Source organism: Streptomyces pinistramenti, from assembly GCF_020564935.1.
In the GTDB taxonomy this organism is placed as follows: domain Bacteria; phylum Actinomycetota; class Actinomycetes; order Streptomycetales; family Streptomycetaceae; genus Streptomyces; species Streptomyces pinistramenti.
Window position 1 is genome coordinate 1 of record NZ_JAJCXB010000054.1, and the last position, 24,491, is coordinate 24,491.

Consider the following 24,491-nt stretch of genomic DNA (forward strand, 5'->3'; position numbering starts at 1 on the left):
GCCGTGGCGTCGCGGCGCCCCATCGGACACGCCCCGGCGGCCCGTACCGCTCCCGCATCGCCGCCGCGCTCGCCCTCTGCGCGGCGCTGGTGCTCCCGGCGCCGCCCGCCGCCGTGGCCGCCGTACGCAGCGCCGCCGCGCCCTCGGCGCAGGTCTCCGAGCAGGAGGCGGGCACCGGCGGCACGGTGACCGTGACCGGGCGCGGCTGGCGGCCGAAGGTGCTGCTCACGCTGCTGATCTGCGGGCAGAACATGATCGGCGGCACCAACTCCTGCGCCAACGGCGACGGCCGGGCCACCACCACCGACGCACACGGCGCGTTCCGCAAGCGCCTCCCGGTCGCCGAGCCGCCCAAGCCCTGCCCCTGCGTGGTGCACGTCGCGACGGTGACCGGCGATGCGGCCGCGGCGGACGTCGCGTTCAAGGTGGCGGGCCATCCCGTGGCGCCGCTGCCCAAGGAGGGCGCGGGCGGCCGGCTCGCGGTGGTCGACCGGCCGGAACTTGCGGGCAGCAGCGGCCTGTTGACCTGGTTCGGCGCGCCGCCGCAGCGCAGTCTGACCTTCACGGTCGGCAATCTCGGCTCGGCACCCGCGAAGGATCCGCTCTTCAAGGTCGGGACCTCGCACGGCGTCTTCGCTCCCGAGTGGGAGGAGCAGCAGTGGCGCGGGACCGTACCGGCGGGGAAGAAGGCCAGGGTCACGCTGCCGGTGGAGCTGGCGGCCGGTGCGCACGGCGACTACCTGGTCTCCCTGGAGTACGGCGGCAAGCTGCTGGCCGAGCAGCCCTGGGGGGTCGGCAGGCCGTGGGGCGTGACGCTCTTCTGGGTGCTGCTGTGCGTGGTGATCCCGACGGCGGTCTTCCGGATCGGCATGGCGGTCGTCGACCGGATCCGCCCGCGCCTGGCCCCCGCGCCCCGCGCCCCCGCCGCGCCCGGCCCGCGCTTCCGGGCCCGCGTGTCCGCCGGGCGGCCGCGCGGGAACGGCACCGTACGTGGTGGCCCGGCCGGCCCGTCCGCCCCGGCGGACGCCCCGGCCGCGCTGCCCTGGTTCACCCCGGACGCCGCACCGTCCACCACCACATCCACGCAACGACCGACGTCGAAGGGGCCCATGTGATGAGGCAACGGAGGAGAGCGGGTGTGGCGGCGGGAGCCGCGCTGATGCTCGCGGGGGCGGGCATCGTGGCCACGGCACCGGCCGCCCGCGCGGCGGACGTCGCGTACAGGACGGAGTGCAAGCCGCCGCCGATCTCGGGGCTGCCCGCGATCAAGGGCACCACGAAGGTGACGGTGACGGCGCCGGCCACGGCGAAGGTGGGGGACGAGGTCGAGGTGGTGTGGAAGACGGTCGAGGCCGCCTCCAAGAACCCCGACATCCTCGACCTGGACAAGGACACGGTGCAGCCCACCGGCACGGTCAAGGTGGCGGGCGCGCAGACCGGCGACCTGGCGATGCAGGGACCGCGGCAGAATCCGCCGATCCCCAAGAACAGCCCGATGAAGCTGCCGGACATGAAGGGCACGCTGAAACTGGAGAAGCCCGGCGAGGTCACCCTCGCGCCCGGCTTCTACAACATCAACGTCAACAAGCCGATCTCCACGGACACCAAGTGCACACCCGAGGAGGACGTGCCGCCCGCGGCCACGATCAAGGTCACCGGCGGCGGGGACAGCGGCGGCACGACGGCGGGAACGAGCGGCGGGGCATCCGGCACGGGCGGGACGGACTCGGGCGGCACGGACGCCGGGGGCACGACGTCCGGCGGCACCGCGTCCGGCGGTGCGGACTCGGGCGGCAGCACCGGCGGCGGGACGAGCGGCGGCACCAGCGCCGGAGCCACGGGAGGTTCCGGCGGTGACCCCGACGGCACCGCATACCAGGGCAAGGAAGTGCAGGTGCCGTACGCCTGCAAGACACCCATCGGGGACAAGAAGGCGACCTCGCCGGTCAGGATCAACGGCGTGAAGAAGGGCGGCGGGTACGACCTGACGGTGAAGTTCGGCAAGTCCGTGATGGACAGCCCGGCCGACATCCCCAAGGGCTCGGTCGTCCCGTCGATGGACGTGAAGGCGGGCGGCGCGGACAAGGGCACGGTGAAGGTGACCGGGCCGGCCAACGCCGCGCCGATCAAGTCCGGGCAGCCGATCGAGATCCCCGACCTCAAGGGCACCTACAAGCCGGGCGCCACCGGCAAGGCGACGCTGGCGCCCGGAGTGCTCACCGTCAAGGCGCTCGGGACGACCACCACCTGCACCCCGGAGAAGGACCCCGGTGTCTCCCTGACGCTGGACACCTCGGCCCAGCCGGGCGGCACGTCCGGCGGGAGCTCCGGCGGCGCGGCGTCATCCGGCGGCGGCACGGCGGGCGGCGCGCAGGCGGCCGGCGGCAGTGCGGGCGGCCTGGCGGAGACGGGGGCGAGCGACCACGGCGGCCTGACCGCCCTCGGCCTCTTCGCCGGCACCGTCCTCCTGCTCGGCGGCGCGGTCTTCACCTTCACCCCGTGGCGGCGGCTGCGCCGCTGACCTGCGGCTTCGGCAGGGCCAGGCAGGCAGAAGGGCCCGGCACGCAGCAGCGTGCCGGGCCCTTCTGGTGTGGCGCGAACGTCAGTGCACGTCGCCCATCAGACCCGTGATCTTCTTGCGGTTGATCCAGATCGCGACACCGGCCAGGGCCGCCAGCGCGGCCTCCGCCGCCAGGACGCCCACGCCGCTCAGATCGGCTCCGGCCGTGGACAGCAGGCTGACCACGCAGTCACCGGCGGTGACGGCCAGGAACCAGACACCCAGCATCTGGCTGGCGTACTTCTGCGGGGCCAGCTTGGTGGTCACCGACAGGCCGACCGGGGAGAGGCACAGCTCGCCCATGGTCTGGATCATGTAGACCACGATCAGCCACATGGGGCTGACCTTCGTGCCGTCCGCCGACATCTGCATCGGGAGGATGAAGACGAAGTACGAGATGCCGATCAGCACCATCGCCATGGAGAACTTGATCGTGGTGCTCGGCTCCTTGGCGCGCTTGGCCAGGGCCAGCCACAGCCAGGCGAAGACCGGGGCCAGCGCCATCACCCAGAGCGGGTTTATCGACTGGAACCAGGTCGAGGGGAAGCCGAGGCCGAAGACGTTGTCCGCGGTGTTCTTCTCCGCGAAGCCGCTCAGCGTGGAGCCGGCCTGGTCGAAGATCATCCAGAAGACGGCGGCCGCGACGAAGAACCAGACGTAGCCGCTGACCTTGGTCTGCTCCTCGTCCGACAGCTCCTTGTCGCGCTTGATGCGGACCAGCACGGAGATCGGGATGACCAGACCGAGCAGTGCGATCGGGATGAGCGCCCAGTTCAGCGTGAAGGTGCCGGTGCCGATGACGATGCCGTAGAAGACCGCGGCGACGATCAGCCAGATCAGGCCCTTGCGCAGCCAGGCCATCCGCTCCTGGGACGCGAGCGGGGTCGGGACCGCGCTGCTCTGCGGGCTCAGGTGGCGGGTGCCGAGCAGGAACTGCACCAGGCCGAGGCCCATGCCGAGTGCGGCGGCGGCGAAGCCCAGGTGCCAGTTGACGCTCTGGCCGATCGTGCCGACGACCAGCGGGGCGGCGAAGGCACCGACGTTGATGCCGATGTAGAAGAGGGTGAAGCCGCCGTCACGACGCGGGTCCTGCGGACCGTCGTAGAGGTGCCCGACCATCGTCGAGATGTTGGCCTTGAGCAGGCCGGATCCCAGGGCGACCAGCGCCAGACCGGCGAAGAACATCCCCTGTCCGGGGATGGCCAGCGTGAGGTGGCCGATGATCACGACGCCCGCGCCGATGGCGACCGTCTTGCGCGGACCCCACACGCGGTCACCGAACCAGCCGCCGGGCATGGCGAGCAGGTAGACCATCGCGAGGTACACGGCGTAGATCGCCGACGCGGTGGCCATCGTCATGGCCAGGCCGCCACCCTGGGCCCCGGGCTTGGCATCCGTGCCGCCGGAAATCAGGTAAAGCACGAGCAAGGCCCGCATGCCGTAGAAGCTGAAGCGCTCCCACATCTCGGTCATGAAGAGAGTGGCCAGTCCGCGGGGGTGGCCGAAGAAGGTCTTACCGCCTTGTGCAGGGTTCCCCTGCGGGGCGGCGTCCTTCGTCAGGCTGGACGCCATGGTGCTTCCTTGGTCTGCTCGGGACGCGCTGACGAGGCGTTACGCGCCCGGGTGGGGGTGACCGGCACCGGCGTACGCCTTGCCCGCCCCCACGTCCGAGGGGTTCGACCCCACACGCGGAGGAATCGGCAGGACGGTCGTACACCGGGATCCACGCCCCCCGTGCTTCTGGCGCGGCGGACCCGGTCGACAGGTCGATCACTGTGTAGCGGGGACGGTGGTACCGGCCCTGCACACAACAGGGACCGATGACACCAGTTCAGGGTCACGGGCCCCAGCGGCTGTGCGATGGACGTCCGGCCACCATACGTCCCGTATACGCACCGTTGGGAGGGGTGAGACAACGCTCACATTCACACAGGGAACCGTTCGCACCGCCACCACCCGCGCCGTCCCGGCTCACGGCACAGATCCGCGTGACCGTCACCGGCCGCGCCTGCTCGGCCCGATGGTCCAACGCATCGGACTACCATCGGGCCATGACCCGTGTACTGCTCGCCGAGGATGACGCGTCCATCTCGGAGCCGCTCGCCCGCGCACTGCGCCGCGAGGGTTACGAAGTCGAGGTGCGCGAGGACGGCCCCACGGCGCTCGACGCCGGTCTCCAGGGGAATATCGACCTGGTCGTGCTCGACCTGGGCCTGCCCGGAATGGACGGCCTGGAGGTCGCCCGCCGGCTCCGTAACGAAGGCCATTCCTTTCCCATCCTGGTGCTGACCGCCCGCGCCGACGAGGTGGACACCGTCGTCGGCCTGGACGCCGGCGCCGACGACTACGTCACCAAACCCTTCCGGCTCGCCGAACTCCTCGCCCGCGTCCGCGCGCTGCTGCGCCGCGGCTCCACCGCCGAACCCCAGCAGCCGCCCGCCACCCACGGCGTGCGCATCGACGTCGAGTCGCACCGCGCGTGGATGGGCGACGAGGAACTCCAGCTCACCGCCAAGGAGTTCGACCTCCTTCGGGTGCTGGTGCGCGACGCCGGCCGGGTCGTCACCCGCGACCAGCTGATGCGCGAGGTCTGGGACACCACCTGGTGGTCGTCCACCAAGACCCTGGACATGCACATCTCCTGGCTCCGCAAGAAGCTCGGTGACGACGCCGCCAACCCGCGCTACATCGCCACCGTCCGCGGCGTCGGCTTCCGCTTCGAGAAGAGCTGACACCCCCAGGGGGCGCGCCACGCTCCCCGGGCCCGTCCGCGGCCCGGCCGCCGGGCGGGAAGCCGAGTGGGGGCCTGGCGTGCGGATCAGGCCCCAGACCACCGCAATTCCCGCCCGGAGGGCACCGTGCGCCGCCGCCTCATCAACTCCACCCTTGCCGTGGTGCTCGTCGTGATCGCCGTCTGCGGCGTCTCGCTGGTCATCGTCGAGACCCGCACGATCCAGGCGGGCGCGGAGGAGAGCGTGGCCTCCGAGGCGGTCCGGCTGGTGGGGATCGTGGAGAGCCGTCTCGGCAGCGGCGAGAAGATCACGCCGGAGATCCTCTCCGAACAGATCACCGCCAAGCGGTACGCGCAGATCAGGGTGCCGGGCAAGGGGCCCATCGAGATCGGGAAGCGGCCCGCGGGCGATGTCATCGCCTCACGGGTCGAGGGGGACCGCGGCGAGGTGGTCACCGTCCAGGAATCCCGCGCCACGGTGAACGAGGAGATCGGCCGGACGCTCCTGATCATCCTGGCCGTCGCACTGCTGGCGATCATCGCCGCCGTGATCCTGGCCATCCGGCAGGCCCGCAGGCTGACCGCGCCGCTCACCGACCTCGCCGAGACCGCCGAGCGCCTGGGCTCCGGCGACCCGCGCCCGCGCCACCGCCGCTACGGCGTGCAGGAACTCGACCGGGTCGCCGACGTCCTGGACGCCAGCGCCGAACGGATCGCACGGATGCTGACCGCCGAGCGCCGACTGGCGGCCGACGCCTCCCACCAGCTGCGCACCCCGCTGACCGCGCTGTCCATGCGCCTTGAGGAGATCACGGTCACCGACGATCCGGACACCGTGAAGGAAGAGGCCACCATCGCGCTGGCCCAGGTGGAACGGCTGACGGACGTCGTCCAGCGGCTGCTGACCAACTCCCGCGACCCGCGCTCCGGATCCGCGGTCGCCTTCGACCTGGACGAGGTGGTCAAGCAGCAGATCGAGGAGTGGCGGCCCGCCTACCGCAGCGCGGGGCGGGCGATCGTCCGGTCCGGCAAGAAGGGGCTGCGGGCGGTCGGCACGCCGGGCGCGGTGGCGCAGGTGATGGCCACCCTCATCGAGAACTCGCTGATGCACGGCGCGGGCACGGTCGCGCTGCGCACCCGCGTCACCGGCAACCAGGCGGTCGTCGAGGTCACCGACGCCGGGCCCGGTGTGCCGCCGGACCTCGGCTCGCGGGTCTTCGAGCGCACCGTCTCCGGCCGCAATTCGACCGGCCTCGGACTCGCGGTCGCCCGTGACCTGGCGGAGGCCGACGGCGGACGGCTGGAACTGCTCCAGCAGCACCCGCCGGTGTTCGCACTGTTCCTGGCCCGGGAGGCGGAGCCGGTCGACCTGTGAGGGCGAGACGGCCTAGCGGGGCGAGGTGCCGTGCGGCTGCGGCCGGCGTTCGGGTTCCCCCGCGAGGATGGTCTCGGCGCTCTCCACGGCGGCGCGCGCCGGGAGGGTGCGGAAGACCCAGGTGCGGTACGACCAGAAGCGGAAGAGGGTGGCGATGGCGATGCCGAGGAACTTGAAGACGTTGCTCTGCAGCGGGGTGTCCCAGTCGAAGCCGTACGTCGCGACGTAGAGCACGCCGTTCTCGATGACCAGGCCGATGACGCTGAACAGCAGGAAGAGCGTCAGCTCGCGGGTGCGGCCCTGTTTGTCGCGGTCGCGGTAGGTGAAGTAGCGGTAGCCGAGGTAGTTGGTGACCGTCGCGACGACCGTCGCCACCACGCTGGCCCGGACGACGGGCAGCTCCGTCAGATGCCGTACGAGGTTGAACACCGCGAAGTTCACGACGACCCCGGCGCCGCCGACGGCGCCGAATTTCACGACTTCCCGGGTGAGCGCATCCAGTCGGGACCGCAGTGCGCTCCGTTCACTCATGGTGATCGTTCCGCTCCCTGTCGGTGGCGGATCCGCGCACCGACATCCCGGTCCGCCCCCACATGCTAACCAGCGTCCGGTGGCCGTGTCCGCGCCCGGTCGCGGGCCGCAACGGCGTCACTCCACGGTGATCCGGAAGTTCAGGCTCCGGGCGCCGGGTTCCTCCGCGGCGCCGGGGCCGCACGTGCGGCAGCGCAGCAGCCGGAGGTCCGTACGGCCGGAGCCGACCGCGTCGAAGTCCAGGTAGCGGGTGGTGGCGGGGTCGGCGGGCGGTGGGGCGCCCGTCGTGACGTGGCCGCCGGCGGACCGCAGGACGGCCGGGTCGGGGGCCGGGGCGGCGATGATCCAGCGGGAGCCGTCGGGGGTGGCGGGCAGCTGCACCGAGAAGTGGTCGCCGGGCGAGACCGTGACGTCGGTGCTGTGCGGGCCGAAGACCATCGGCCCGGTCAGCTGGGAGATCACCGTGTAGACCGCGATCAGCAGCGCGGCGACGGCCATGGCCGGCACCAGCAGCCGGGAATCCCACGCCATCCACTCCGGCCACCCCGGTATGCCGTCCTTTCCGCCCCGCCCGTTCCTCGCCATCCCCGTTTCCCCCTCCGCCGTCGCCCGCTCCGCGCCCGTGCACGTCCCGTACGGGTGGCTCCGCCCCTCCTGGTGATCTTCCCGCGGCGCCCGCCGCCACCCCTCGCGCGCCCGCCCTTGGAGGATCCCCCAAGGCGCTGTCGGGGCGGCGCGGCCGGGCGGATACCCTGGGGGCGTGACGTTCCCGGTAGTCGGCATGGTCGGTGGCGGTCAGCTCGCCCGTATGACCCACGAGGCGGGTATCCCCCTCGGCATCAAGTTCAAGCTCCTCAGTGACACCCCGCAGGACTCGGCGGCCCAGGTGGTGAGCGAGGTCGTCATCGGCGACTACCGCGACCTGGACACGCTGCGCGCCTTCGCGCGCGGCTGCGATGTGATCACCTTCGATCACGAGCACGTGCCCACCGAGCACTTGAGGGCGCTGGAGGCCGACGGGATCCCCGTACGGCCCGGCCCCGGCGCTCTGGTGCACGCGCAGGACAAGGGGGTGATGCGGGCGAAGCTCGACGCGATCGGCGCGCCCTGTCCGCGGCACCGCCTGGTGACGGATCCCGCGGATGCCGCGGCCTTCGCCGCCGAGCTGGCCGGGGACGGCGCTCGGGGCCGGGCCGCGGGGCAGTGGCCCGAGGACGGCCGGGGCGGCGGCTTCCCGGTGGTCCTCAAGACCGTCCGCGGCGGCTATGACGGCAAGGGCGTCTGGATCGTGCGATCCTCCAAGGAAGCGGCCGAGCCGTTCCGCGCCGGAGTGCCCGTACTCGCCGAGGAAAAGGTCGGCTTCGTCCGCGAACTGGCCGCCAACGTCGTCCGCTCGCCGCACGGCCAGGCCGTCGCCTACCCCGTCGTGGAATCCGTCCAGGTCGACGGCGTCTGCGACACGGTCATCGCCCCCGCGCCAGGACTGGACGGCCGCCTCTCGGCGCAGGCGCAGGAGCTGGCGCTGCGGATCGCCGCCGAGCTGAACGTCGTCGGGCATCTCGCCGTCGAGCTGTTCGAGGTCACCGGCGCCGACGGCGAGCCCGCGGTGCTGGTCAACGAACTCGCGATGCGCCCGCACAACTCCGGCCACTGGACCCAGGACGGCGCGGTCACCTCGCAGTTCGCCAACCACGTCCGCGCGGTGCTCGACCTCCCGCTCGGCGACCCGCGCCCGCGCGCCCCCTGGACGGTGATGGCCAACGTTCTCGGCGGCGACTTCCCGGACATGTACTCCGCGTACCTCCATTGCATGGCACGCGACCCGCAGTTGAAGATCCACATGTACGGAAAGGACGTGAAGCCCGGCCGCAAGGTCGGCCACGTCAACACCTACGGCGACGACCTGGCCGACGTGCGCGAGCGCGCCGCGCACGCCGCCGGCTACCTGCGAGGAACGATCACCGAATGACGGCCAGCCCCGCACCCGACCGCCACCCCTCAACGAGCGCTCACGCGCGCCCCTCTGGTGGCGCCCCCGCCGCCCCGCTCATCGGCATCGTCATGGGCTCCGACTCCGACTGGCCCGTCATGGAGGCCGCGGCCAAGGCACTCGACGAGTTCGAGATCCCCTACGAGGTCGACGTCGTCTCCGCGCACCGCATGCCGCGCGAGATGATCGCGTACGGCGAGGAAGCGGCCGGACGCGGCCTGAAGGCCGTCATCGCGGGCGCCGGAGGGGCCGCGCACCTGCCGGGGATGCTCGCCTCGGTCACCCCGCTGCCGGTCATCGGCGTGCCGGTGCCGCTGAAGTACCTGGACGGCATGGACTCGCTGCTGTCCATCGTGCAGATGCCGGCCGGCGTGCCGGTCGCCACCGTCTCGGTCGGCGGCGCCCGCAACGCCGGACTGCTCGCCGTCCGGATCCTCGCCGCCCACGACGCCGAACTCCGCGCCCGGATGCGGGACTTCCAGCAGGAGCTGAACGACCAGGCGACCGAGAAGGGCAAGCGGCTGCGCAACAAGGTCGCCTCCCCGGCCGGCTTCGGCTTCGGAGGCAACAGGTGAGCGCCGAGCTGGACGCCGCGCGGGAACTGCTGGCCCGCTGGCCCGTCGTCGACGGCCACAACGACCTGCCCTGGGCACTGCGCGAGCAGGTCCGCTACGACCTCGACCGGCGCGACATCGCCGCCGACCAGTCGGCGTTCCTGCACACCGACATCCCGCGGCTGCGGGCCGGCGGCGTCGGCGCGCAGTTCTGGTCGGTGTACGTACGCGCCGACTACGCGGGCGACAAGGCGGTCAGCGCCACCCTCGAACAGATCGACGTGGTGCGGCAGTTGGTCGCCCGCTACCCGGACGAGCTGCGCCTCGCGCTCACCGCCGACGACATGGAGACGGCCCGCGCCGAGGGCCGGATCGCGTCCCTGATGGGCGCCGAGGGCGGCCACTCCATCCACAACTCGCCGGCCACCCTGCGGGCCCTGCACCGGCTGGGCGTCCGCTACATGACGCTCACCCACAACGACACCATCGACTGGGCGGACTCGGCGACCGACGAGCCGCGGCACGACGGCCTGACCGCGTTCGGCGAAGAGATCGTGCGCGAGATGAACCGCTGCGGCATGCTCGTCGACCTCTCGCACGTCGCGGCCACCACCATGCGCGACGCGCTGCGGACCAGCCGGGCGCCGGTGATCTTCTCGCACTCGTCGTCCCGCGCCGTCTGCGACCACCCGCGCAACATCCCCGACGACGTACTGGCCCAGCTGCCGGCCAACGGCGGCGTCGCGATGGCCACCTTCGTCCCGAAGTTCGTGCTGCCCGCCGCCGTCGAGTGGACCCGGCAGGCCGACGAGAACATGCGCGCGCACGGCCTGCACCACCTCGACACCACCGAGGAGGGCATGGCCGTGCACCGCGCCTTCGAGGCCGCCCACCCGCGGCCGAAGGCCACCGCCGCCACCGTCGCCGACCACCTCGACCACATGCGCGAGGTGGCGGGCGCCGACCACATCGGCATCGGCGGCGACTACGACGGCACCGCCTTCACCCCGGACGGCCTCGCCGACGTCGCCGGATACCCGCACCTGATCGCCGAGTTGCAGCGCCGCAAGTGGTCCGAAGCCGACCTCGCGAAGCTCACCTGGAAGAACGCGGTCCGGGTGCTGCGCGCCGCCGAGGACGTCGCCCGCGACGAGCAGGCGAGCCGCCCGCCGTCGGCTGCGGCGAGGACCGCTCAGCGCAGGGACAGACAGAACGGATGGCCCGCGGGATCGAGGTAGACCCGGAAGGCCCGCTCGGGTTCGTCCGGCTGCACCAGTTCGGCGCCGAGGCCCAGTACCCGGCGCTCCGCCTCGTCGATGGCGGCGCGGGCCACGTCGAAGTCGAGGTGGAACTGCTGCGGTTGCTCCTGCCCCGGCCAGCGCGGCGGCGTATAGCCATCGACGCGCTGGAAGGCCAGCTGCCACCCGGCGGGCCCGGTGGCCACGGCCCAGTCGTCGTCGCCGCCCACCTCCCAGTCCAGCGTCGCGGCGTAGAAGCCGGCGAGCGCCTGCGGGTCGGGGCAGTCCAGGACGACGGGGCCGGGGACGATGAGAGTCATCGTTACCTCCTGAATGGGTTAACCGGTAACTGTGTTACTGCATCATTGCCCGCGCAGGTAACGTCATACACATGGCCGACCGCACCGCACCCGGCCAACTGCTCCTGGTGCAGCAGCTGGTGAACACCCTCGACATCGCGTCCGGGCAGGACGCACTGACCGCCGATGGCGGCCTCGCCGCGTTCCTCGACGGCCACGGCCTGCCGCGCGGCGAGGGCCGGGCGGACGACGGGACGGACGAGGCGTGCGTGCTGCGGGAGGCGCTGCGGGCGGCCTGCCTCGCGCACACCGGCGCCGCCCTGCCCCACGCGGCCGCCCGTGACCTGGAGCGGCTGTTCGCCCGCGCGCCGCTGGTCCTCACCGTGGACACCGACGGCGGCGCCGCGCTGCGCCCCGCGCCAGAACTGACCGGGACCGCCGTGCTCACCGCCGCCGTCGCCGCCGGAATCGCCGCCGCCACGGTCGACGGAAGCTGGGCGCGCCTGAAGGCGTGCGAGGCCCACGACTGCTTGTGGGCCTTCTACGACCGAAGCCCGGCCGGCCGCGGCCGCTGGTGCACCATGGCGGTCTGCGGCAGCCGGGCGAAGATGCGGACCTACCGCGCCAGGCGCGCGGAGTCCGGCTGACGGGCGGTTCCCGCCTACGCCTGCGGGCGTCCCAGTGCCCGGTAGGTCCAGCCGGCCTTGCGCCACAGTTCCGGGTCGAGCGCGTTGCGGCCGTCCAGGATGCGGCGCTCGGTGACCACCTCGCCGAGCGCCGCCGGGTCCAGCTCGCGGAACTCCTGCCACTCCGTCAGGTGCAGCACCGCGTCCGCGCCGCGCACCGCCTCCAGTGCGCTGTCCGCGTAGCCGAGGGTCGGGAAGAGCCGCCGGGCGTTCTCCATGCCCTTCGGGTCGTAGACGGTGACCTGGCCGCCCTGGAGGTGGATCTGGCCCGCGACATTGAGCGCGGGGGAGTCGCGTACGTCGTCCGAGTCCGGCTTGAACGTGGCGCCCAGGACGGCCACCCGCTTGCCGAGGAAGCCGCCGCCCACCGCGTCACGGGCCAGCTCGACCATGTGGCCGCGGCGCCGCATGTTGATCGAGTCGACCTCGCGCAGGAAGGTCAGTGCCTGGTCGGCGCCCAGCTCACCGGCGCGGGCCATGAAGGCCCGGATGTCCTTGGGCAGGCAGCCGCCGCCGAAGCCGATGCCGGCCCGCAGGAACTTCTTGCCGATCCGCTCGTCGTGCCCGATGGCCTCGGCCAGCTTCACCACATCGCCGTCGGCCGCCTCGCACACCTCGGCCATCGCGTTGATGAAGGAGATCTTCGTCGCGAGGAAGGAGTTGGCGGAGGTCTTGACCAGCTCGGACGTCGGGTAGTCCATGACGATGAACGGCGAGCCCTCGCCGACCGGCGTCGCGTACACCTCGCGCAGCAGCTTCTCGGCCTGCTCGCCGGCCACGCCGACGACGATCCGGTCCGGGTGCAGGGTGTCCTGGACGGCGAAGCCCTCGCGCAGGAACTCCGGGTTCCAGGCCAGCTCGGCCGCCGCGCCCGCGGGCGCCGCCGCGGCCAGCAGCCCGGCGAGCCGGGCCGCGCTGCCCACCGGCACCGTCGACTTGCCGACGACCAGCGCAGGCCGCGTCAGATGCGGCGCCAGCGACGCGAAGGCGCTCTCCACGTACGACATGTCGCAGGCGTACTCGCCGTGCTTCTGCGGTGTGTTGACGCACACGAAGTGCACATCGCCGAAGGCGCCCGCCTCTTCGTAGGAGGTCGTGAAGCGCAGCCGGCCACTGGAGCCCTCGATGCCCGCGACATGGCTGCGCAGCAGCTCCTCAAGTCCCGGTTCGTACATCGGGACCTCGCCGCGCTGGAGCATCTCGATCTTCTCGGGGACCACGTCAAGGCCCAGCACCTCGAAGCCGAGTTCGGCCATGGCGGCGGCGTGCGTGGCGCCGAGGTAGCCGGTGCCGATCACGGTGATCTTGAGGGCCATGGGTACTCCAGACAAGTGGTGTCGGCGCGGGGCCGCGGGTGCGGGTCGGCGGTCGGTGACGGGCGGGCTGTGACCGCGCTGTCCCGGGCGGGAAAACAGCGCTGACCGAGCATAGTCGGGCCTGCCGCGGGCCCGGTCGGGCGGCGACCGCCCCGGGGCCGCAGGCTGTCGGCAACCTCACGTATCCCGATGGGCCACCGGCGCCTAGAATCCGATGGAAGTAACGGGTTACTTAACGGTAGTTAGCACTGCAGTCAGCTCTCAGGGGAGTGAGAAACCTTGGCGGGAACCGCTGATTTCGATCTGTACCGGCCGTTGGAGGAGCACGACATGCTCCGTGAGTCGGTGCGCGCGCTCGCCGAGGCGAAGATCGCACCGTTCGCCGCCGCCGTGGACGAGGAGGCACGCTTCCCGCAGGAGGCGCTCGATGCGCTGGTCGCCAATGACCTGCACGCCGTCCACGTACCGGAGGCGTACGGCGGCGCCGGTGCCGACGCGCTGGCCACCGTCATCGTCATCGAGGAGGTCGCCCGGGTCTGCGGCTCGTCCTCGCTCATCCCGGCGGTCAACAAGCTCGGCTCGCTGCCGGTCATCCTCTCCGGCTCCGAGGAACTGAAGGCGAAGTACCTCGGCCCGCTGGCCAAGGGCGACGCGATGTTCTCGTACTGCCTGAGCGAGCCGGACGCCGGCTCGGACGCGGCCGGCATGAAGACCAAGGCCGTCCGCGACGGCGACTTCTGGGTGCTCAACGGCGTCAAGCGCTGGATCACCAACGCCGGTGTCAGCGAGTACTACACGGTGATGGCCGTCACCGACCCCGAGAAGCGCTCCAAGGGCATCTCGGCGTTCGTCGTGGAGAAGGGCGACGAGGGCGTCTCCTTCGGCGCCCCGGAGAAGAAGCTCGGCATCAAGGGCTCGCCGACCCGCGAGGTCTACCTCGACAACGTCCGGATCCCCGCCGACCGCATGATCGGCGCCGAGGGCACCGGCTTCGCCACCGCGATGAAGACCCTGGACCACACCCGCATCACCATCGCGGCGCAGGCGCTCGGCATCGCCCAGGGCGCCCTGGACTACGCCAAGGGCTACGTCCAGGAGCGCAAGCAGTTCGGCAAGCCGATCGGCGACTTCCAGGGCGTCCAGTTCATGCTCGCCGACATGGCCATGAAGCTGGAGGCCGCCCGCCAGCTGACCTACGCAGCGGCCGCCAAGTCCGAGCGGATCTCGGCCGGCGGCAAGGCCGAGGACCTGACCTTCTTCGGCGCCGCGGCCAAGTGCTATGCGTCCGACGCCGCCATGGAGATCACCACGGACGCCGTCCAGCTGCTCGGCGGCTACGGCTACACCCGTGACTACCCGGTCGAGCGCATGATGCGCGACGCCAAGATCACCCAGATCTACGAAGGCACGAATCAGGTCCAGCGGATCGTGATGGCCCGCAACCTGCCGTAGGGCGGATGCGCGAGCGGCCCCCGGCTTCGCGCCGGGGGCCGCTCGCAGGTCAGGGGCGGGCCCGTAGGCCGCCGCCCGGGTCACTGGCCGTCGGAGACCGTGACCTTCTCGTCGTTGTTCAGCTGCTGGACGAGCTGCGCGAGCTTGGGCTTGTCCCACAGCAGGTTGCCACCGGTGCTGCCGGAGATCGGCATGTTCAGGGACTTGCCCTCGCCGCCGGTGACGCCCTTCATCGCGAAGAACATCTGGCCCAGGTCCCACAGGCTCATGTCCTTGTCGACGATCAGGGTGCCAAGGCCCGCGCTCATCGTCGGATAGAGCTTGAACGGGTTGAGGATCGTGCCAGGCGTCGCGGTCTGGCTCGCCAGCGCCGCCAGGAACTTCTGCTGGTTCTTGGTGCGCGCCAGGTCGCTCGCGGCGAACGCGTGCCGGGCGCGGACGAAGGCCAGCGCCTGGGTGCCGTTGAGCGTCTGCGTGCCCGCCCTGAAGTCGGAGCCGGAGTCCTTGTCCTTGAACGCCTTGGGGATGTCCAGTTCGACGCCGCCGATCGCGTCCACGATCCCGGCGAAGCCGGCGAAGCCGATCTCGACGTAGTGGTCGATGTGCAGCTTGGTGTTGAACTCGATGGTCCGCACCAGCAGTTCGGCGCCGTCCTCGGCGTAGGCCGCGTTGAGCTTGGTGTGCCGCCCCGTGTCCGGGTACTTCTTGCCGGAGTCCGAGCCGACGAACGACGGTATCTCCACGTCCGAGTCGCGCGGCAGCGAGACCAGCGTGGGGCCGTTGCTGCCGTCGTGCAGGATCATCATCGAGTCGGTGCGCTTGCCCTCGGCCGATCCCGTGTGCAGCTTCTTCTTGTCGTCCGCGGTCATGCCCTCGCGGCTGTCCGAGCCCACGATCAGGTAGTTCGTGCCGTCACCGGCCGCGGGACGGTCGATGACCTTGCTGAGGTCGACCTTCCGGCGCAGCTGGCCGTCGGCCCAGAAATACGTGGCGACCGACGTGACGGCGAACACCACCACCAGCGTCAGGACGGTCCACTTGATGCGCCGGCCCCAGTTGGGACGCGGCCGGGCGCGGTAGCCGTCGGGGCCCGCGCCGCCGCCGCGGCCGCCGCCGTCACCGCCGTAGACCTGCCCGGTGTTGTAGCCGCTGTAGTCGTCGTAGCCCTGGGACTGCTGCGGCACGGTGCCCCGGTGCGGGGACATCTGCGGCGGCAGCGGCGGCTCGGACCGCCCGTACCCGGACCCCGCGTCGCGCCGCACCTGCGGCATGGCGCGTACGCCTTCCGGCTGGGTGCTGCCGCTGCCGCGTCCGTACCCGTTCCCGCTCCGGTCGCGGGATCGTCCACCCCCGGCACCGTGCGGGCGGGAGGTACCGCCTTGCCACTCATTCATAGGGGGAAGTGTGCCTGCCGGAGGGGGCCTCCTTACAGGCCGGGTGCAGGATCGGGCCGGTGCTGTTGCAGAGCTGATGCAAAGGGTCCGGGCATACCGCAAGGGGACGTGACCATTCCGGCGATACCGGGGCAAAACCGCATTCCGGACGCCGCGCGCCCGGCCGCGGGTGGCCGAGATTAGGGTGGTCGCATGACCGAAACCGCCGCGACCGGCGAGGAGGGTGCGCTCGCGGGCAAGCCCACCTCCGTATCCCGCACCACGCTCTCGCACATCATGACCGCCGGGGACACCAACCTCCTCGGGACGGTGCACGGCGGCGTGATCATGAAACTGGTCGACGACGCCGCGGGCGCGGTGGCCGGACGGCACTCCGGCGGACCCGCCGTGACCGCGTCCATGGACGAGATGGCCTTCCTGGAACCGGTCAGGGTCGGCGACCTCGTCCATGTGAAGGCCCAGGTCAACTGGACCGGCCGGTCCTCCATGGAGGTCGGCGTGCGGGTCCTGGCCGAGCGCTGGAACGAATCCACCCCGGCCACCCAGGTCGGCTCCGCCTACCTCGTCTTCGCCGCCGTCGACGCCGACGGCACGCCCCGCCCGGTGCCGCCGGTCGTCCCCGAGACCGAACGGGACAGGCGCCGCTACCAGGAGGCGCAGATCCGCCGCACGCACCGCCTCGCCAGGCGGCGCGCGATCATGGAGCTGCGCGAGCGACGCGCCGCCGAGGGCCTCGACGACGCATGAAGGCGGCGGCCAGCCGGGCCAGCCCCGCGAGCCCCAGACCGATGCCGGTTCCGGCGGCCCCGCACAGCACATCGTTCACATCGGCGACCCGCCCGGCCCGCATCATCAGCTGCCCCACCTCGATCAGCACGCACAGGCCCACACCCGCCAGGAACGCGGCGGCCACCGACCGGCCCGGCAGCGCGAACCGCAGCAGCATCGGCACCGGCAGGAACAGCGCGGCATTCGCCAGCTGCTGCCGCACCAGCATCGACAGCTCCAGCGGCAGCAGCGGCGCACCCGGGTCGAACAGGCCCTCGCCCGGCAGCCACCACACCGTGGCATCGCCCGAACCGATCGGCTGCGAGGGCGCCAGCGTCGCCACCAGGACCACCACCAGCCAGCAGCCCAGCAGCACCCCTGCGGTACGCCGCGGCGCCGCACGCTCCGGCGCCCGGCCCGCCCACAGGGCGAGCGCCAGCGCCAGCGCCATCGCCGCCAGCAGGAACAGCGTCACCGTCGCCGGCGTGATGCCCAGTACGACCTGCCACACGATGCGACCCTCCGGAAACGTGCTGTCGGCCGACCCGGGGATCAGCCGCAGCTCCACTTGGTGACGAAGACGGTGTCCCGGTGCTCCATGAGCCCCCGGATGCACTCCCCGGGCAGCATCTCCACCCGCCCGCCCAGCTCGGCGGCCCCCCGCACCGTCCGCCGGAAGCCGAACCACCCCGGGAACGCCGTGATCCTGACGTCCTTGCGCTGATATCCCAGCCGTACGGTGATCTCGCCAGGACCCGCCGCACCGCCGCGCCGGTAGCTCGCGACGTACCGGCCCGCCGCGCCGACCGGGCCGCGCAGGCACAGCTGCCCGCCCGTCAGATCACCGCAGCCGGTCGGCGCGGCCGGGGCCGGCGGGGCCGCCGCCGCGGTCGCCGCGATCAGGCACAGGGCGGCCGCCGCCACCCCGGCCCGCCGCAGGTACACCGGCCCGGCAGGAGGCCCGGGGACCGTACGGCGCTCCGCCCCGCGGGGCGTGGGGACGCTCATGGGCACACGGCCTCGTCCCCGGTGATCGCGGCAAGCCCCGGGGAACCGGCCGGCGGCTCCTCCGCCCGCACCGGGTGCAGCCCCTTGTAGTCCGCGCCGACGGTCACCTTCAGGACCGGCCCCTGCCGGGCCGCCTGGCGCAGCTCGGCCCCCGGCAGCGCGGCGGCGAGGGTACGGACCGAGCGGTCCCAGCGCGGGTCGTAGGAGATGACCGTGCGGGCGAGCGGGTCGCCCGGCGCGGTGCCCGGGACGCCGGCGGCGACGAACCCGGCACCGTGCAGTGCCTTGGCGGCGCTCCGGCCCAGGCCGTGCTGCCCGGAGCCGTTGTCGACGTGCACCCGGATCTGGTTCGGCGGCACGTCCACCACCGTGGCGGGCGGCCGCTTCGCCGCGGACTTCGACCGGTGCACGGCGAACGGCCTGTCGTCCTGGACCGCCTGGAAGAGCTGCCGGGACCTGGCCGGATCCCAGCGCACCGTCGAACCGCCGCCCGGCAGCCGCACCCCGTCCTTGGCCAGCGGCACCGAGACGAACTCCGACGACGACGGGGAGAAGCCACGCATCGCCTGCCCGAGGTCCACCATGTCGTCGGCGTCGAACCCCGCATCGGCCCGCACGGACGCCAGCATCGTGTCGGCGACCTCCTTGAAGCGGACCGGGTTCATCAGCACCCCCGAAGAGGTGACCTTGTGGATCAGCGAGGCGAGGAACCGCTGCTGGCGCTGCATCCGGCCCAGGTCCGCCGACCCGTCGATGTGCCGCGAGCGGACGTACTGGAGCGCCTGACCGCCGTTGAGCTGTGCCTTTCCGGCCGGCAGGTTCAGGCCCGTATAGCTGTCCTTCAGCGGCCGCACGGTGCAGATCTCCACCCCGCCGACCGCGTCCACGCTGCGCATGAAGGTGGTGAAGTCGACCTCCAGGTAGTGGTCGATGTGCACCCCCGTCATGTGCTCGACGGTGCGCACGGTGAGGTTGGGGCCGCCCTCCGCGTACGCCGCGTTCAGCTTGATGGCGTGCCGGGGCCGCTGCCGCCCGGTGGCCGCGTCCCGGTGGGCGGGGACCTCGGCGTACGAGTCGCGCGGCAGGCTGACGACGCTGGCGCGGTCCCGCCCGGCGGACAGGTGGACCAGCATCACGGTGTCCGTGCAGTGACAGGGCGCGCCGCCCAGGTGGTACTTCTCCTTCTCCTCTTTGGTGATCTTGTCCCGGCCGTCCGTGCCGACGACCAGGAAGTTCAGCCCTTCGCCGCCCCCGGGACGGTTCTGCATGCCCTGGAACGCGTCCACCCTGTCGATGCCGCTCTCGACGCCGCTGACCATCGCGTGCCCCACCCCGCTGGTCGTCATCAGCAGCACCGAGACGGTGGCGGCGATCCGCAGCCCCCAGCGCTTGCGCGGCGGGCGCCGGCGGCCCGGCCGCCGGGCGGGCCGGCGCGCAGCGGTGCGGGCGGAGCGGGACGGGGCGGTCACGGGGGGACACCTCCGCGGCGGGACGGGTGCGAGTGGCGGCCGGCCACAGCTGCGGGGCGAAGGGTCGGGGCGAAGCCGGCGGGGACACCGTAGGCCGATACGATCTGCTGCAAAGCGCCACACGCCGGGCACCGGCCGCCCTGCCACCCGGCTGCCGTCCGGACGTGTCCCTCGTTCGCGGTAACGTGAGACGGAATATCGCAGTCTCCCGGCGAGCGCTGCCGTCGATGGCGGCTCCGCCGCGGGCCGTCCCCCCGAGGAACCATGCCCCAGCAGCAGCCCCCGGCCGTCTCCGTGATCATGCCGGTGCTCAATGAGGAACGTCACCTGCGCAACTCGGTCCGGCACATCCTGGAGCAGGAGTACGCCGGCGAGATGGAGGTGGTGATCGCCCTCGGCCCCTCCGCGGACCGTACGGACGAGATCGCCGCCGAGCTGGTCGCCGAAGACCCGCGGGTGCACACCGTGCCCAACCCGACGGGCCGTACCCCCGCCGCGCTGAACGCCGCGATCAAGGCGTCCCGGCATCCCGTCGTGGTCCGCGTCGACGGCCACGGCATGCTCTCGCCGAACTACATCGCCACTGCCGTGCGCCTCCTGGAGGAGACCGGCGCGCAGAACGTCGGCGGCATCATGCACGCCGAGGGTGAGAACGCCTGGGAGGACGCGGTCGCCGCCGCGATGACCTCCAGGATCGGCGTCGGCAACGCCGCCTTCCACACCGGTGGCGAGGCGGGCCCCGCCGAGACCGTCTACCTCGGCGTCTTCCGGCGCGAGGCGCTGGAGCAACAGGGCGGCTACAACGAGGAGTTCATCCGTGCCCAGGACTGGGAGCTGAACTTCCGGATCCGGGAGGCCGGCGGCGGCGTGTGGTTCTCGCCCGAGCTGAAGGTGCAGTACCGGCCGCGGCCCAGCATCAAGGCGCTGGCCAAGCAGTACAAGGACTACGGCAAGTGGCGGCACGTCGTCGCGCGCTACCACTCCGGCTCGATCAACCTGCGCTACCTCGCGCCGCCGACCGCGGTGTGCGCCATCGCCGCCGGTGTCGTCGTCGGCGCCGCCGTCACCCCCTGGGGATTCGTCGTCCCGGCCGGCTACCTGGCCGCCATCGCGGCGGGTTCGGTACCGGCGGGCAAGGGGCTGCCGCTCAAGGCGCGCGTCCAGATCCCGGTGGCGCTGGCCACCATGCACATGGCGTGGGGCGTGGGCTTCCTGACCAGCCCGCGCGCGCTCGCGAAGAAGGTCATCGCCAGCCGCCGCCCGGCGGTGACCGCACAAGCCGAATAACCGGCGCTGACGCAGCGGAAGGGGGCGGGCCCGCGCGGGCCCGCCCCCTTCCGCTTCCCGCTCGCGGCTCAGAAGGTGTACATCGGATTCACCTTCATGCACGCCTTCTTGTCCTCGCCGTTGAGCGCGTCGGCGCTTTCCGGGGCCTTGTCGGAACCCTTGTCCGCGCCCTGCTTCGGGTACGTGGGCCCTTCGCGCCAGTCGTTGCCGACGACCAGGCGCAGCCCGTCGGCCGAAGCGGACTGCTTGACCGCGCTCTTGGGCAGGCCGAGCGCCTTGGCCAGCGCCAGGGCGTCGCCGCGCTGCTTGTCGTCCGGGTAGCCGATGGTGGTGTCGGCCTGTGTGACGAGCGTGGAGTCGGTGCCGGCCGTGGTGTAGCCGAGCTGCGCGAGCTGCTGCTGGATGACGGAGGCGCGGTGGGGGACCGGGCCCGACACGGTGCTGTTGGTGCCGTTCTGGACGACAACCTTCAGCTGGTCCTTGGCCGTTGACGGCTTGGGGTCGGGCGTCGGCTTCTTCTTCGCGTCCTTGCCGTCCAGCGAGGTGTCGTTGCGCAGCAGCGTGAAGGTCTGCTCCGCGTCACCCGGCTTGGGCAGCACGTACTTCTCGCCGGGGCCGTACTGCCAGGGCATGGTGACCATCGTGATGCGCTTGGTCGGCACCCGCTGGAGTTCGCCCGCCAGGTCGTAGAGCTTCTTGGGGGAGCCCAGGCCGTCGTCGACGGTGAGCGCCTTGGTGGCGGCCTCGGCCAGGTCGTACAGCTTGCCGGGGTCGGTGAGCTTGGTGCCCGACTTCAGCTGCCTGACCATGGAATTCATGTACATGTGCTGGGCCTTGGTGCGCCCGATGTCGGTGTTGTCCTCGAAGCCGTAGCGGGTGCGCAGCCACTGGAGTGCCTGCACGCCCTTGACGGAGTGGGTGCCCTTGGTCAGCTTGAGGCCGCTGCCGTGGCCCTTGCTGTCGTGCGAGTAGACGTTGTTGTCGACGCAGACGGGGACGCCGCCGATGGCGTCCGCCATGTCCACCACACCGGAGAAGTCGACCATCATGAAGTGGTCGATGTAGATGCCGGTCAGCTCTTTCCACGTGGCGACCGTGCAGCCGGGACCGCCGTGCTGGAGCGACTGGTTGATGGCGGCGGTGTCCTGCAGATAGACCTTGCCGTCGTCGGGGTCGGTGCACTTCGGTATGGGAACGCGGGTGTCGCGCGGTATGGATATCACCGACATGTTGCTGCGGTCGGCGGAGACGTGCAGCAGCATCTGGACGTCCGCCAGCGGCTTGCGGTCCGCGTCCTCGCGGGAGCCGCCGAGGTCGATGTTCTTCTCGCTGTTCCGGCCGTCGGAGCCGATCATCAGGATGTTGAGCGGACTCTGCCCGAAGGCGTTCGGCTCGGGCTTCTGCAGACCGCTGCTGCCGAGGTCCAAGTGGTCCTTGCGCAGCAGGCCGTTGAGGTGCTCGTAGTAGAACCAGCCCGCGCCTGCGCCGCCGACCAGCAGCACGCCGAGGGCGAGCGCGCTCCAGCGCAGGATCCGGCCGCCCTTGCGGCGGCGCGGGCGGCCCGCGCGGCGGCGGCCCCGACGGGACGTGCCGCCGCCTTTGTCCGAACGGCCCGCGCGCGTACCGGAGTCGGCGCCGGAGCCGACCTCGTCGTCCGGGGTCCAGCCGGGTGCGTCCGGGGGCGGGCCGCTGCTCCCCGACGGGCTGTCGTACCCGCCCAAGTCCTGTGCGTCGGCCTGTTGTCGTCGTCGCGGCCGGTCACCACGCACACTGCTCTGGCGCATTGGGCCCTCTCCCCGTAGTCGGTCGTGGTGCGGTCGGCGCCGGGTCGGGGCGGCCGGATTCGCTCAGATCACTTGGCACAGATGTTCTTGTCATCTGCATTGACGTTCTGAACCCCGTCCGGGGTTTCAGTCGGCGCCTCAATAGGTGTGCCGGCTCCCTTGAAATCCTTGCCGAGGGTCAGCTTCATCGGCACGCGCGAACCCGCGTCGGCCGACGCCTTCTTGAGCGCGCTCTTGGGCAGGCCCATCCAGTCGGCGAGGGTGGCCGCCTGGTCGGCTTGGTTCGGGGCGTATTCGAGCCGGGTCGCGGCCAGTTTCGCCGGGGCGTTGCCCGCGTTGGTGGAGAGCTTGGCCGCCTTGGTGTTCTGCAGCCAGTCGACGGTCTCCTGAGCGGAGCCGAACGGGCCGCCCCCGTTGGTGACATCGACCCGGACCAGTTCCGGCGGGGCCTTCTTGACCGGCGCCTTCTTGCCCTTGCTCTTCGGCTTGGCGAGGGTGTGGTCCGCCTGCACCATCCGGAACAGCGGGTCGGCCTTGGCCTTGTCCAGGATGACGTTGTTCCGGTTGGCCGGGTTGTCCAGGACCGGCACCGTAGCGAAGGTGATCTTGTCGATGTCGACCTTCTTCAGGTCGTCGGCGAGCCGCACCAGCTTCGTCGCGCTGCCGATGCCGGTGTCGACGGTCAGCGCCTTCGTCGCGGCCTGGCTGATGTCGTAGAGCTTCGACGGGCTGCTGAACGCGTCCGACTTCATCTTGCGGATCATCGAGCTGAGGAACTGCTGCTGGAGCTGGATCCGGCTGAGGTCGCTGCCGAAACCGACGGTGTGCCGGGTACGGACGAACGCCAGCGCCTGCTCGCCCTTGACGATGTGCCGGCCGGCCGACAACTTCAGGTGCGACTTGGGGTCGTTGATGTCCTTGCCCGCGCACACCTCGACACCGTCCACCGCCTCGGACAGCTCCTTGACGGCGTTGAAGTCCGCCATCATGAAGTGGTTGATCTTCACGCCGGTCAGCTTCTCGACGGTGCGCCAGGTGCAGCCGGGATCGCGGCCGTCCTGGCCGAGGCTGGTGTTGAACAGCACCCCCTGCTGCCCGGGGATGTCCTTCGTCGAGCCGTCCTTCTGCTTCGTCGGGCAGTTGGGGATGTCGGTGACCAGGTCGCGCGGGATGCTCAGCGCGGTCGCGTTCGTCCGGTCCTTGGAGACGTGCATCAGGATCGTGGTGTCCGCGTGCCCGACGCTGCCGGCGTCGCCGTAGCCCTGATTGCCCTTGCCCGAGCGGGCATCCGTCCCGAGGATGAGGATGTTCACCGGGCCGTCGGTGACCGCGTCGTTCTGGATGCCGACGTCGACCTTGGCGATGTTCCCGTCCAGCTGCTGGAACAGATAGAACGCGCCACCGCCGCCGGCGACCAGGACGAAGCCCAGGACACCCGCCGTCCAGTAGAACGCCTTCTTCTTCCCGGACTTCCGCGGCTTCCGCTTGCGCCGGCTCGCCGGGCCCTGGGTGTCGGCCGCGGCCGCGCGGCCCGCCGTACGGGCCGCCGCCCTGCCGCCCGAAGGCCGCCCGCTCTCCGTACCGTTACCGGCCGCAGGGGCGGCGCCGGCCGCACGTCCGCCGCTGCGGCCGCGCTGGGTCGGCAGCTCGCGCGTATCGGTGTCCCCGCCCGCGCCCGCCGGAGGGCGTGATGCGGCCCCGGAGCCCGGCGCCTCGGGGGTGGAGGGCGGGGCCGCCGCTCCACCGGCAGGGTCGAGGCGCAGCTCGTAGTTGCCGGTTTCGGGGTTCAACACCCATTGATCGGCGGGATCGACGTTGTCGTCGCCCGCCTGCCCACGGCCTTGCGCGTCCACGGTGCCTTGAGTCCTCCGTCGGTGCCACGCAGCGCCTCCCCCTCGGGCGCCCGGGTCGGTCGGTCGTGCAGTTTCGTGGTCGGTCGCTCAGTTGGTCGAGCGACCGGATCGCTCACACTATCCGCCCAGTTCAGCGCGGAACGCCGACCGTGACAAATTCCACTTACCTACAACTGGGCATTCCGCCCAATCCATT

At 71.7% G+C, this 24,491-nt stretch carries 22 protein-coding genes; 11 read left to right on the top strand and 11 right to left on the bottom strand.

Annotation, left to right across the window (positions count from 1 at the left end; genetic code table 11):
* A partial coding sequence (locus tag LIU39_RS27835; RefSeq protein WP_372464070.1) for a hypothetical protein occupies positions 1 to 1,115 on the top strand: 1,115 nt, incomplete at its 5' end.
* Between the two features lie 44 nt (positions 1,116 to 1,159).
* A complete protein-coding gene (locus LIU39_RS27840) occupies positions 1,160 to 2,521 on the top strand; it encodes a hypothetical protein (RefSeq protein ID WP_227049706.1) in 1,362 nt (453 codons plus the stop codon).
* Between the two features lie 81 nt (positions 2,522 to 2,602).
* Here LIU39_RS27840 and LIU39_RS27845 read toward each other — a convergent pair whose 3' ends face one another.
* The gene (locus LIU39_RS27845; RefSeq protein WP_227049667.1) at positions 2,603 to 4,132 is read right to left on the bottom strand and encodes a peptide MFS transporter; all 1,530 of its coding nucleotides are present in this window, start codon (positions 4,130 to 4,132) and stop codon (positions 2,603 to 2,605) included.
* 479 nt (positions 4,133 to 4,611) lie between these two features.
* On the opposite strand from LIU39_RS27845, the gene LIU39_RS27850 reads away from it, so the two are divergent.
* Both LIU39_RS27850 and LIU39_RS27855 read left to right on the top strand, forming a co-directional pair.
* Complete coding sequence (locus tag LIU39_RS27850) at positions 4,612 to 5,292, top strand: response regulator transcription factor (RefSeq protein WP_030086430.1); 681 nt, start codon at positions 4,612 to 4,614, stop codon at positions 5,290 to 5,292.
* A 126-nt stretch (positions 5,293 to 5,418) separates the two neighbouring features.
* Positions 5,419 to 6,666 carry a sensor histidine kinase gene (locus LIU39_RS27855; protein ID WP_227049668.1) on the top strand — a complete coding sequence of 416 codons (1,248 nt, stop codon included), beginning with the start codon at positions 5,419 to 5,421 and terminating at the stop codon, positions 6,664 to 6,666.
* A 12-nt stretch (positions 6,667 to 6,678) separates the two neighbouring features.
* On the opposite strand, the gene LIU39_RS27860 is transcribed toward LIU39_RS27855, so the two are convergent.
* Both LIU39_RS27860 and LIU39_RS27865 read right to left on the bottom strand, forming a co-directional pair.
* Positions 6,679 to 7,197 (bottom strand): GtrA family protein, encoded by a 519-nt coding sequence (locus LIU39_RS27860; RefSeq protein WP_227049669.1) that lies wholly within the window; start codon positions 7,195 to 7,197, stop codon positions 6,679 to 6,681.
* A 117-nt stretch (positions 7,198 to 7,314) separates the two neighbouring features.
* Entirely contained in the window at positions 7,315 to 7,728 is a 414-nt protein-coding gene (locus LIU39_RS27865) for a hypothetical protein (RefSeq protein ID WP_227049670.1), read from the bottom strand.
* 229 nt (positions 7,729 to 7,957) lie between these two features.
* On the opposite strand from LIU39_RS27865, the gene LIU39_RS27870 reads away from it, so the two are divergent.
* The 3 genes from LIU39_RS27870 to LIU39_RS27880 are packed head-to-tail and all read left to right on the top strand — an operon-like array spanning position 7,958 to position 10,979.
* Positions 7,958 to 9,166 (top strand): 5-(carboxyamino)imidazole ribonucleotide synthase, encoded by a 1,209-nt coding sequence (locus LIU39_RS27870; RefSeq protein ID WP_308409424.1) that lies wholly within the window; start codon positions 7,958 to 7,960, stop codon positions 9,164 to 9,166.
* On the top strand, positions 9,163 to 9,762 hold the full coding sequence (gene purE, locus LIU39_RS27875) for a 5-(carboxyamino)imidazole ribonucleotide mutase (protein ID WP_372464071.1): 600 nt from the start codon (positions 9,163 to 9,165) through the stop codon (positions 9,760 to 9,762). Before LIU39_RS27870 ends, purE begins: the two co-directional genes overlap by 4 nt.
* On the top strand, positions 9,759 to 10,979 hold the full coding sequence (locus LIU39_RS27880; protein ID WP_227049671.1) for a dipeptidase: 1,221 nt from the start codon (positions 9,759 to 9,761) through the stop codon (positions 10,977 to 10,979). Before purE ends, LIU39_RS27880 begins: the two co-directional genes overlap by 4 nt.
* Here the strand turns inward: LIU39_RS27880 and LIU39_RS27885 are convergent.
* Positions 10,934 to 11,299, bottom strand: coding sequence for a VOC family protein (locus LIU39_RS27885; RefSeq protein WP_227049672.1), 366 nt, complete (start codon positions 11,297 to 11,299; stop codon positions 10,934 to 10,936). The genes LIU39_RS27880 and LIU39_RS27885 overlap by 46 nt on opposite strands.
* Positions 11,300 to 11,370: 71 nt before the next feature.
* On the opposite strand from LIU39_RS27885, the gene LIU39_RS27890 reads away from it, so the two are divergent.
* The gene (locus LIU39_RS27890) at positions 11,371 to 11,925 is read left to right on the top strand and encodes a CGNR zinc finger domain-containing protein (protein ID WP_227049673.1); all 555 of its coding nucleotides are present in this window, start codon (positions 11,371 to 11,373) and stop codon (positions 11,923 to 11,925) included.
* 14 nt (positions 11,926 to 11,939) lie between these two features.
* Here the strand turns inward: LIU39_RS27890 and LIU39_RS27895 are convergent, their stop codons facing one another.
* On the bottom strand, positions 11,940 to 13,280 hold the full coding sequence (locus tag LIU39_RS27895) for a UDP-glucose dehydrogenase family protein (RefSeq protein ID WP_227049674.1): 1,341 nt from the start codon (positions 13,278 to 13,280) through the stop codon (positions 11,940 to 11,942).
* Positions 13,281 to 13,559: 279 nt separating this feature from the next.
* Between LIU39_RS27895 and LIU39_RS27900 the strand changes: the two genes are divergently transcribed.
* A complete protein-coding gene (locus LIU39_RS27900; protein WP_227049675.1) occupies positions 13,560 to 14,732 on the top strand; it encodes an acyl-CoA dehydrogenase family protein in 1,173 nt (390 codons plus the stop codon).
* Positions 14,733 to 14,812: 80 nt separating this feature from the next.
* Here the strand turns inward: LIU39_RS27900 and LIU39_RS27905 are convergent, their stop codons facing one another.
* Positions 14,813 to 16,126: an LCP family protein gene (locus LIU39_RS27905; protein ID WP_227049676.1), complete on the bottom strand. Its 1,314-nt coding sequence runs from the start codon at positions 16,124 to 16,126 to the stop codon at positions 14,813 to 14,815.
* Between the two features lie 192 nt (positions 16,127 to 16,318).
* On the opposite strand from LIU39_RS27905, the gene LIU39_RS27910 reads away from it, so the two are divergent.
* The gene (locus tag LIU39_RS27910; RefSeq protein WP_227049677.1) at positions 16,319 to 16,873 is read left to right on the top strand and encodes an acyl-CoA thioesterase; all 555 of its coding nucleotides are present in this window, start codon (positions 16,319 to 16,321) and stop codon (positions 16,871 to 16,873) included.
* On the opposite strand, the gene LIU39_RS27915 is transcribed toward LIU39_RS27910, so the two are convergent.
* The 3 genes from LIU39_RS27915 to LIU39_RS27925 are packed head-to-tail and all read right to left on the bottom strand — an operon-like array spanning position 16,824 to position 19,371.
* On the bottom strand, positions 16,824 to 17,405 hold the full coding sequence (locus LIU39_RS27915) for a VanZ family protein (RefSeq protein WP_227049678.1): 582 nt from the start codon (positions 17,403 to 17,405) through the stop codon (positions 16,824 to 16,826). The genes LIU39_RS27910 and LIU39_RS27915 overlap by 50 nt on opposite strands.
* Positions 17,406 to 17,446: 41 nt before the next feature.
* Positions 17,447 to 17,902 (bottom strand): hypothetical protein, encoded by a 456-nt coding sequence (locus LIU39_RS27920; protein ID WP_227049679.1) that lies wholly within the window; start codon positions 17,900 to 17,902, stop codon positions 17,447 to 17,449.
* Positions 17,899 to 19,371 carry an LCP family protein gene (locus LIU39_RS27925; protein ID WP_227049680.1) on the bottom strand — a complete coding sequence of 491 codons (1,473 nt, stop codon included), beginning with the start codon at positions 19,369 to 19,371 and terminating at the stop codon, positions 17,899 to 17,901. The genes LIU39_RS27920 and LIU39_RS27925 overlap by 4 nt, the downstream gene beginning before the upstream one ends.
* Positions 19,372 to 19,566: 195 nt before the next feature.
* On the opposite strand from LIU39_RS27925, the gene LIU39_RS27930 reads away from it, so the two are divergent.
* On the top strand, positions 19,567 to 20,658 hold the full coding sequence (locus LIU39_RS27930; RefSeq protein ID WP_505016426.1) for a glycosyltransferase family 2 protein: 1,092 nt from the start codon (positions 19,567 to 19,569) through the stop codon (positions 20,656 to 20,658).
* 68 nt (positions 20,659 to 20,726) lie between these two features.
* Here LIU39_RS27930 and LIU39_RS27935 read toward each other — a convergent pair whose 3' ends face one another.
* Both LIU39_RS27935 and LIU39_RS27940 read right to left on the bottom strand, forming a co-directional pair.
* The gene (locus LIU39_RS27935) at positions 20,727 to 22,442 is read right to left on the bottom strand and encodes an LCP family protein (protein WP_227049682.1); all 1,716 of its coding nucleotides are present in this window, start codon (positions 22,440 to 22,442) and stop codon (positions 20,727 to 20,729) included.
* Positions 22,443 to 22,510: 68 nt separating this feature from the next.
* Positions 22,511 to 24,295: an LCP family protein gene (locus tag LIU39_RS27940; RefSeq protein WP_227049683.1), complete on the bottom strand. Its 1,785-nt coding sequence runs from the start codon at positions 24,293 to 24,295 to the stop codon at positions 22,511 to 22,513.
* Positions 24,296 to 24,491 lie beyond the last annotated feature (196 nt).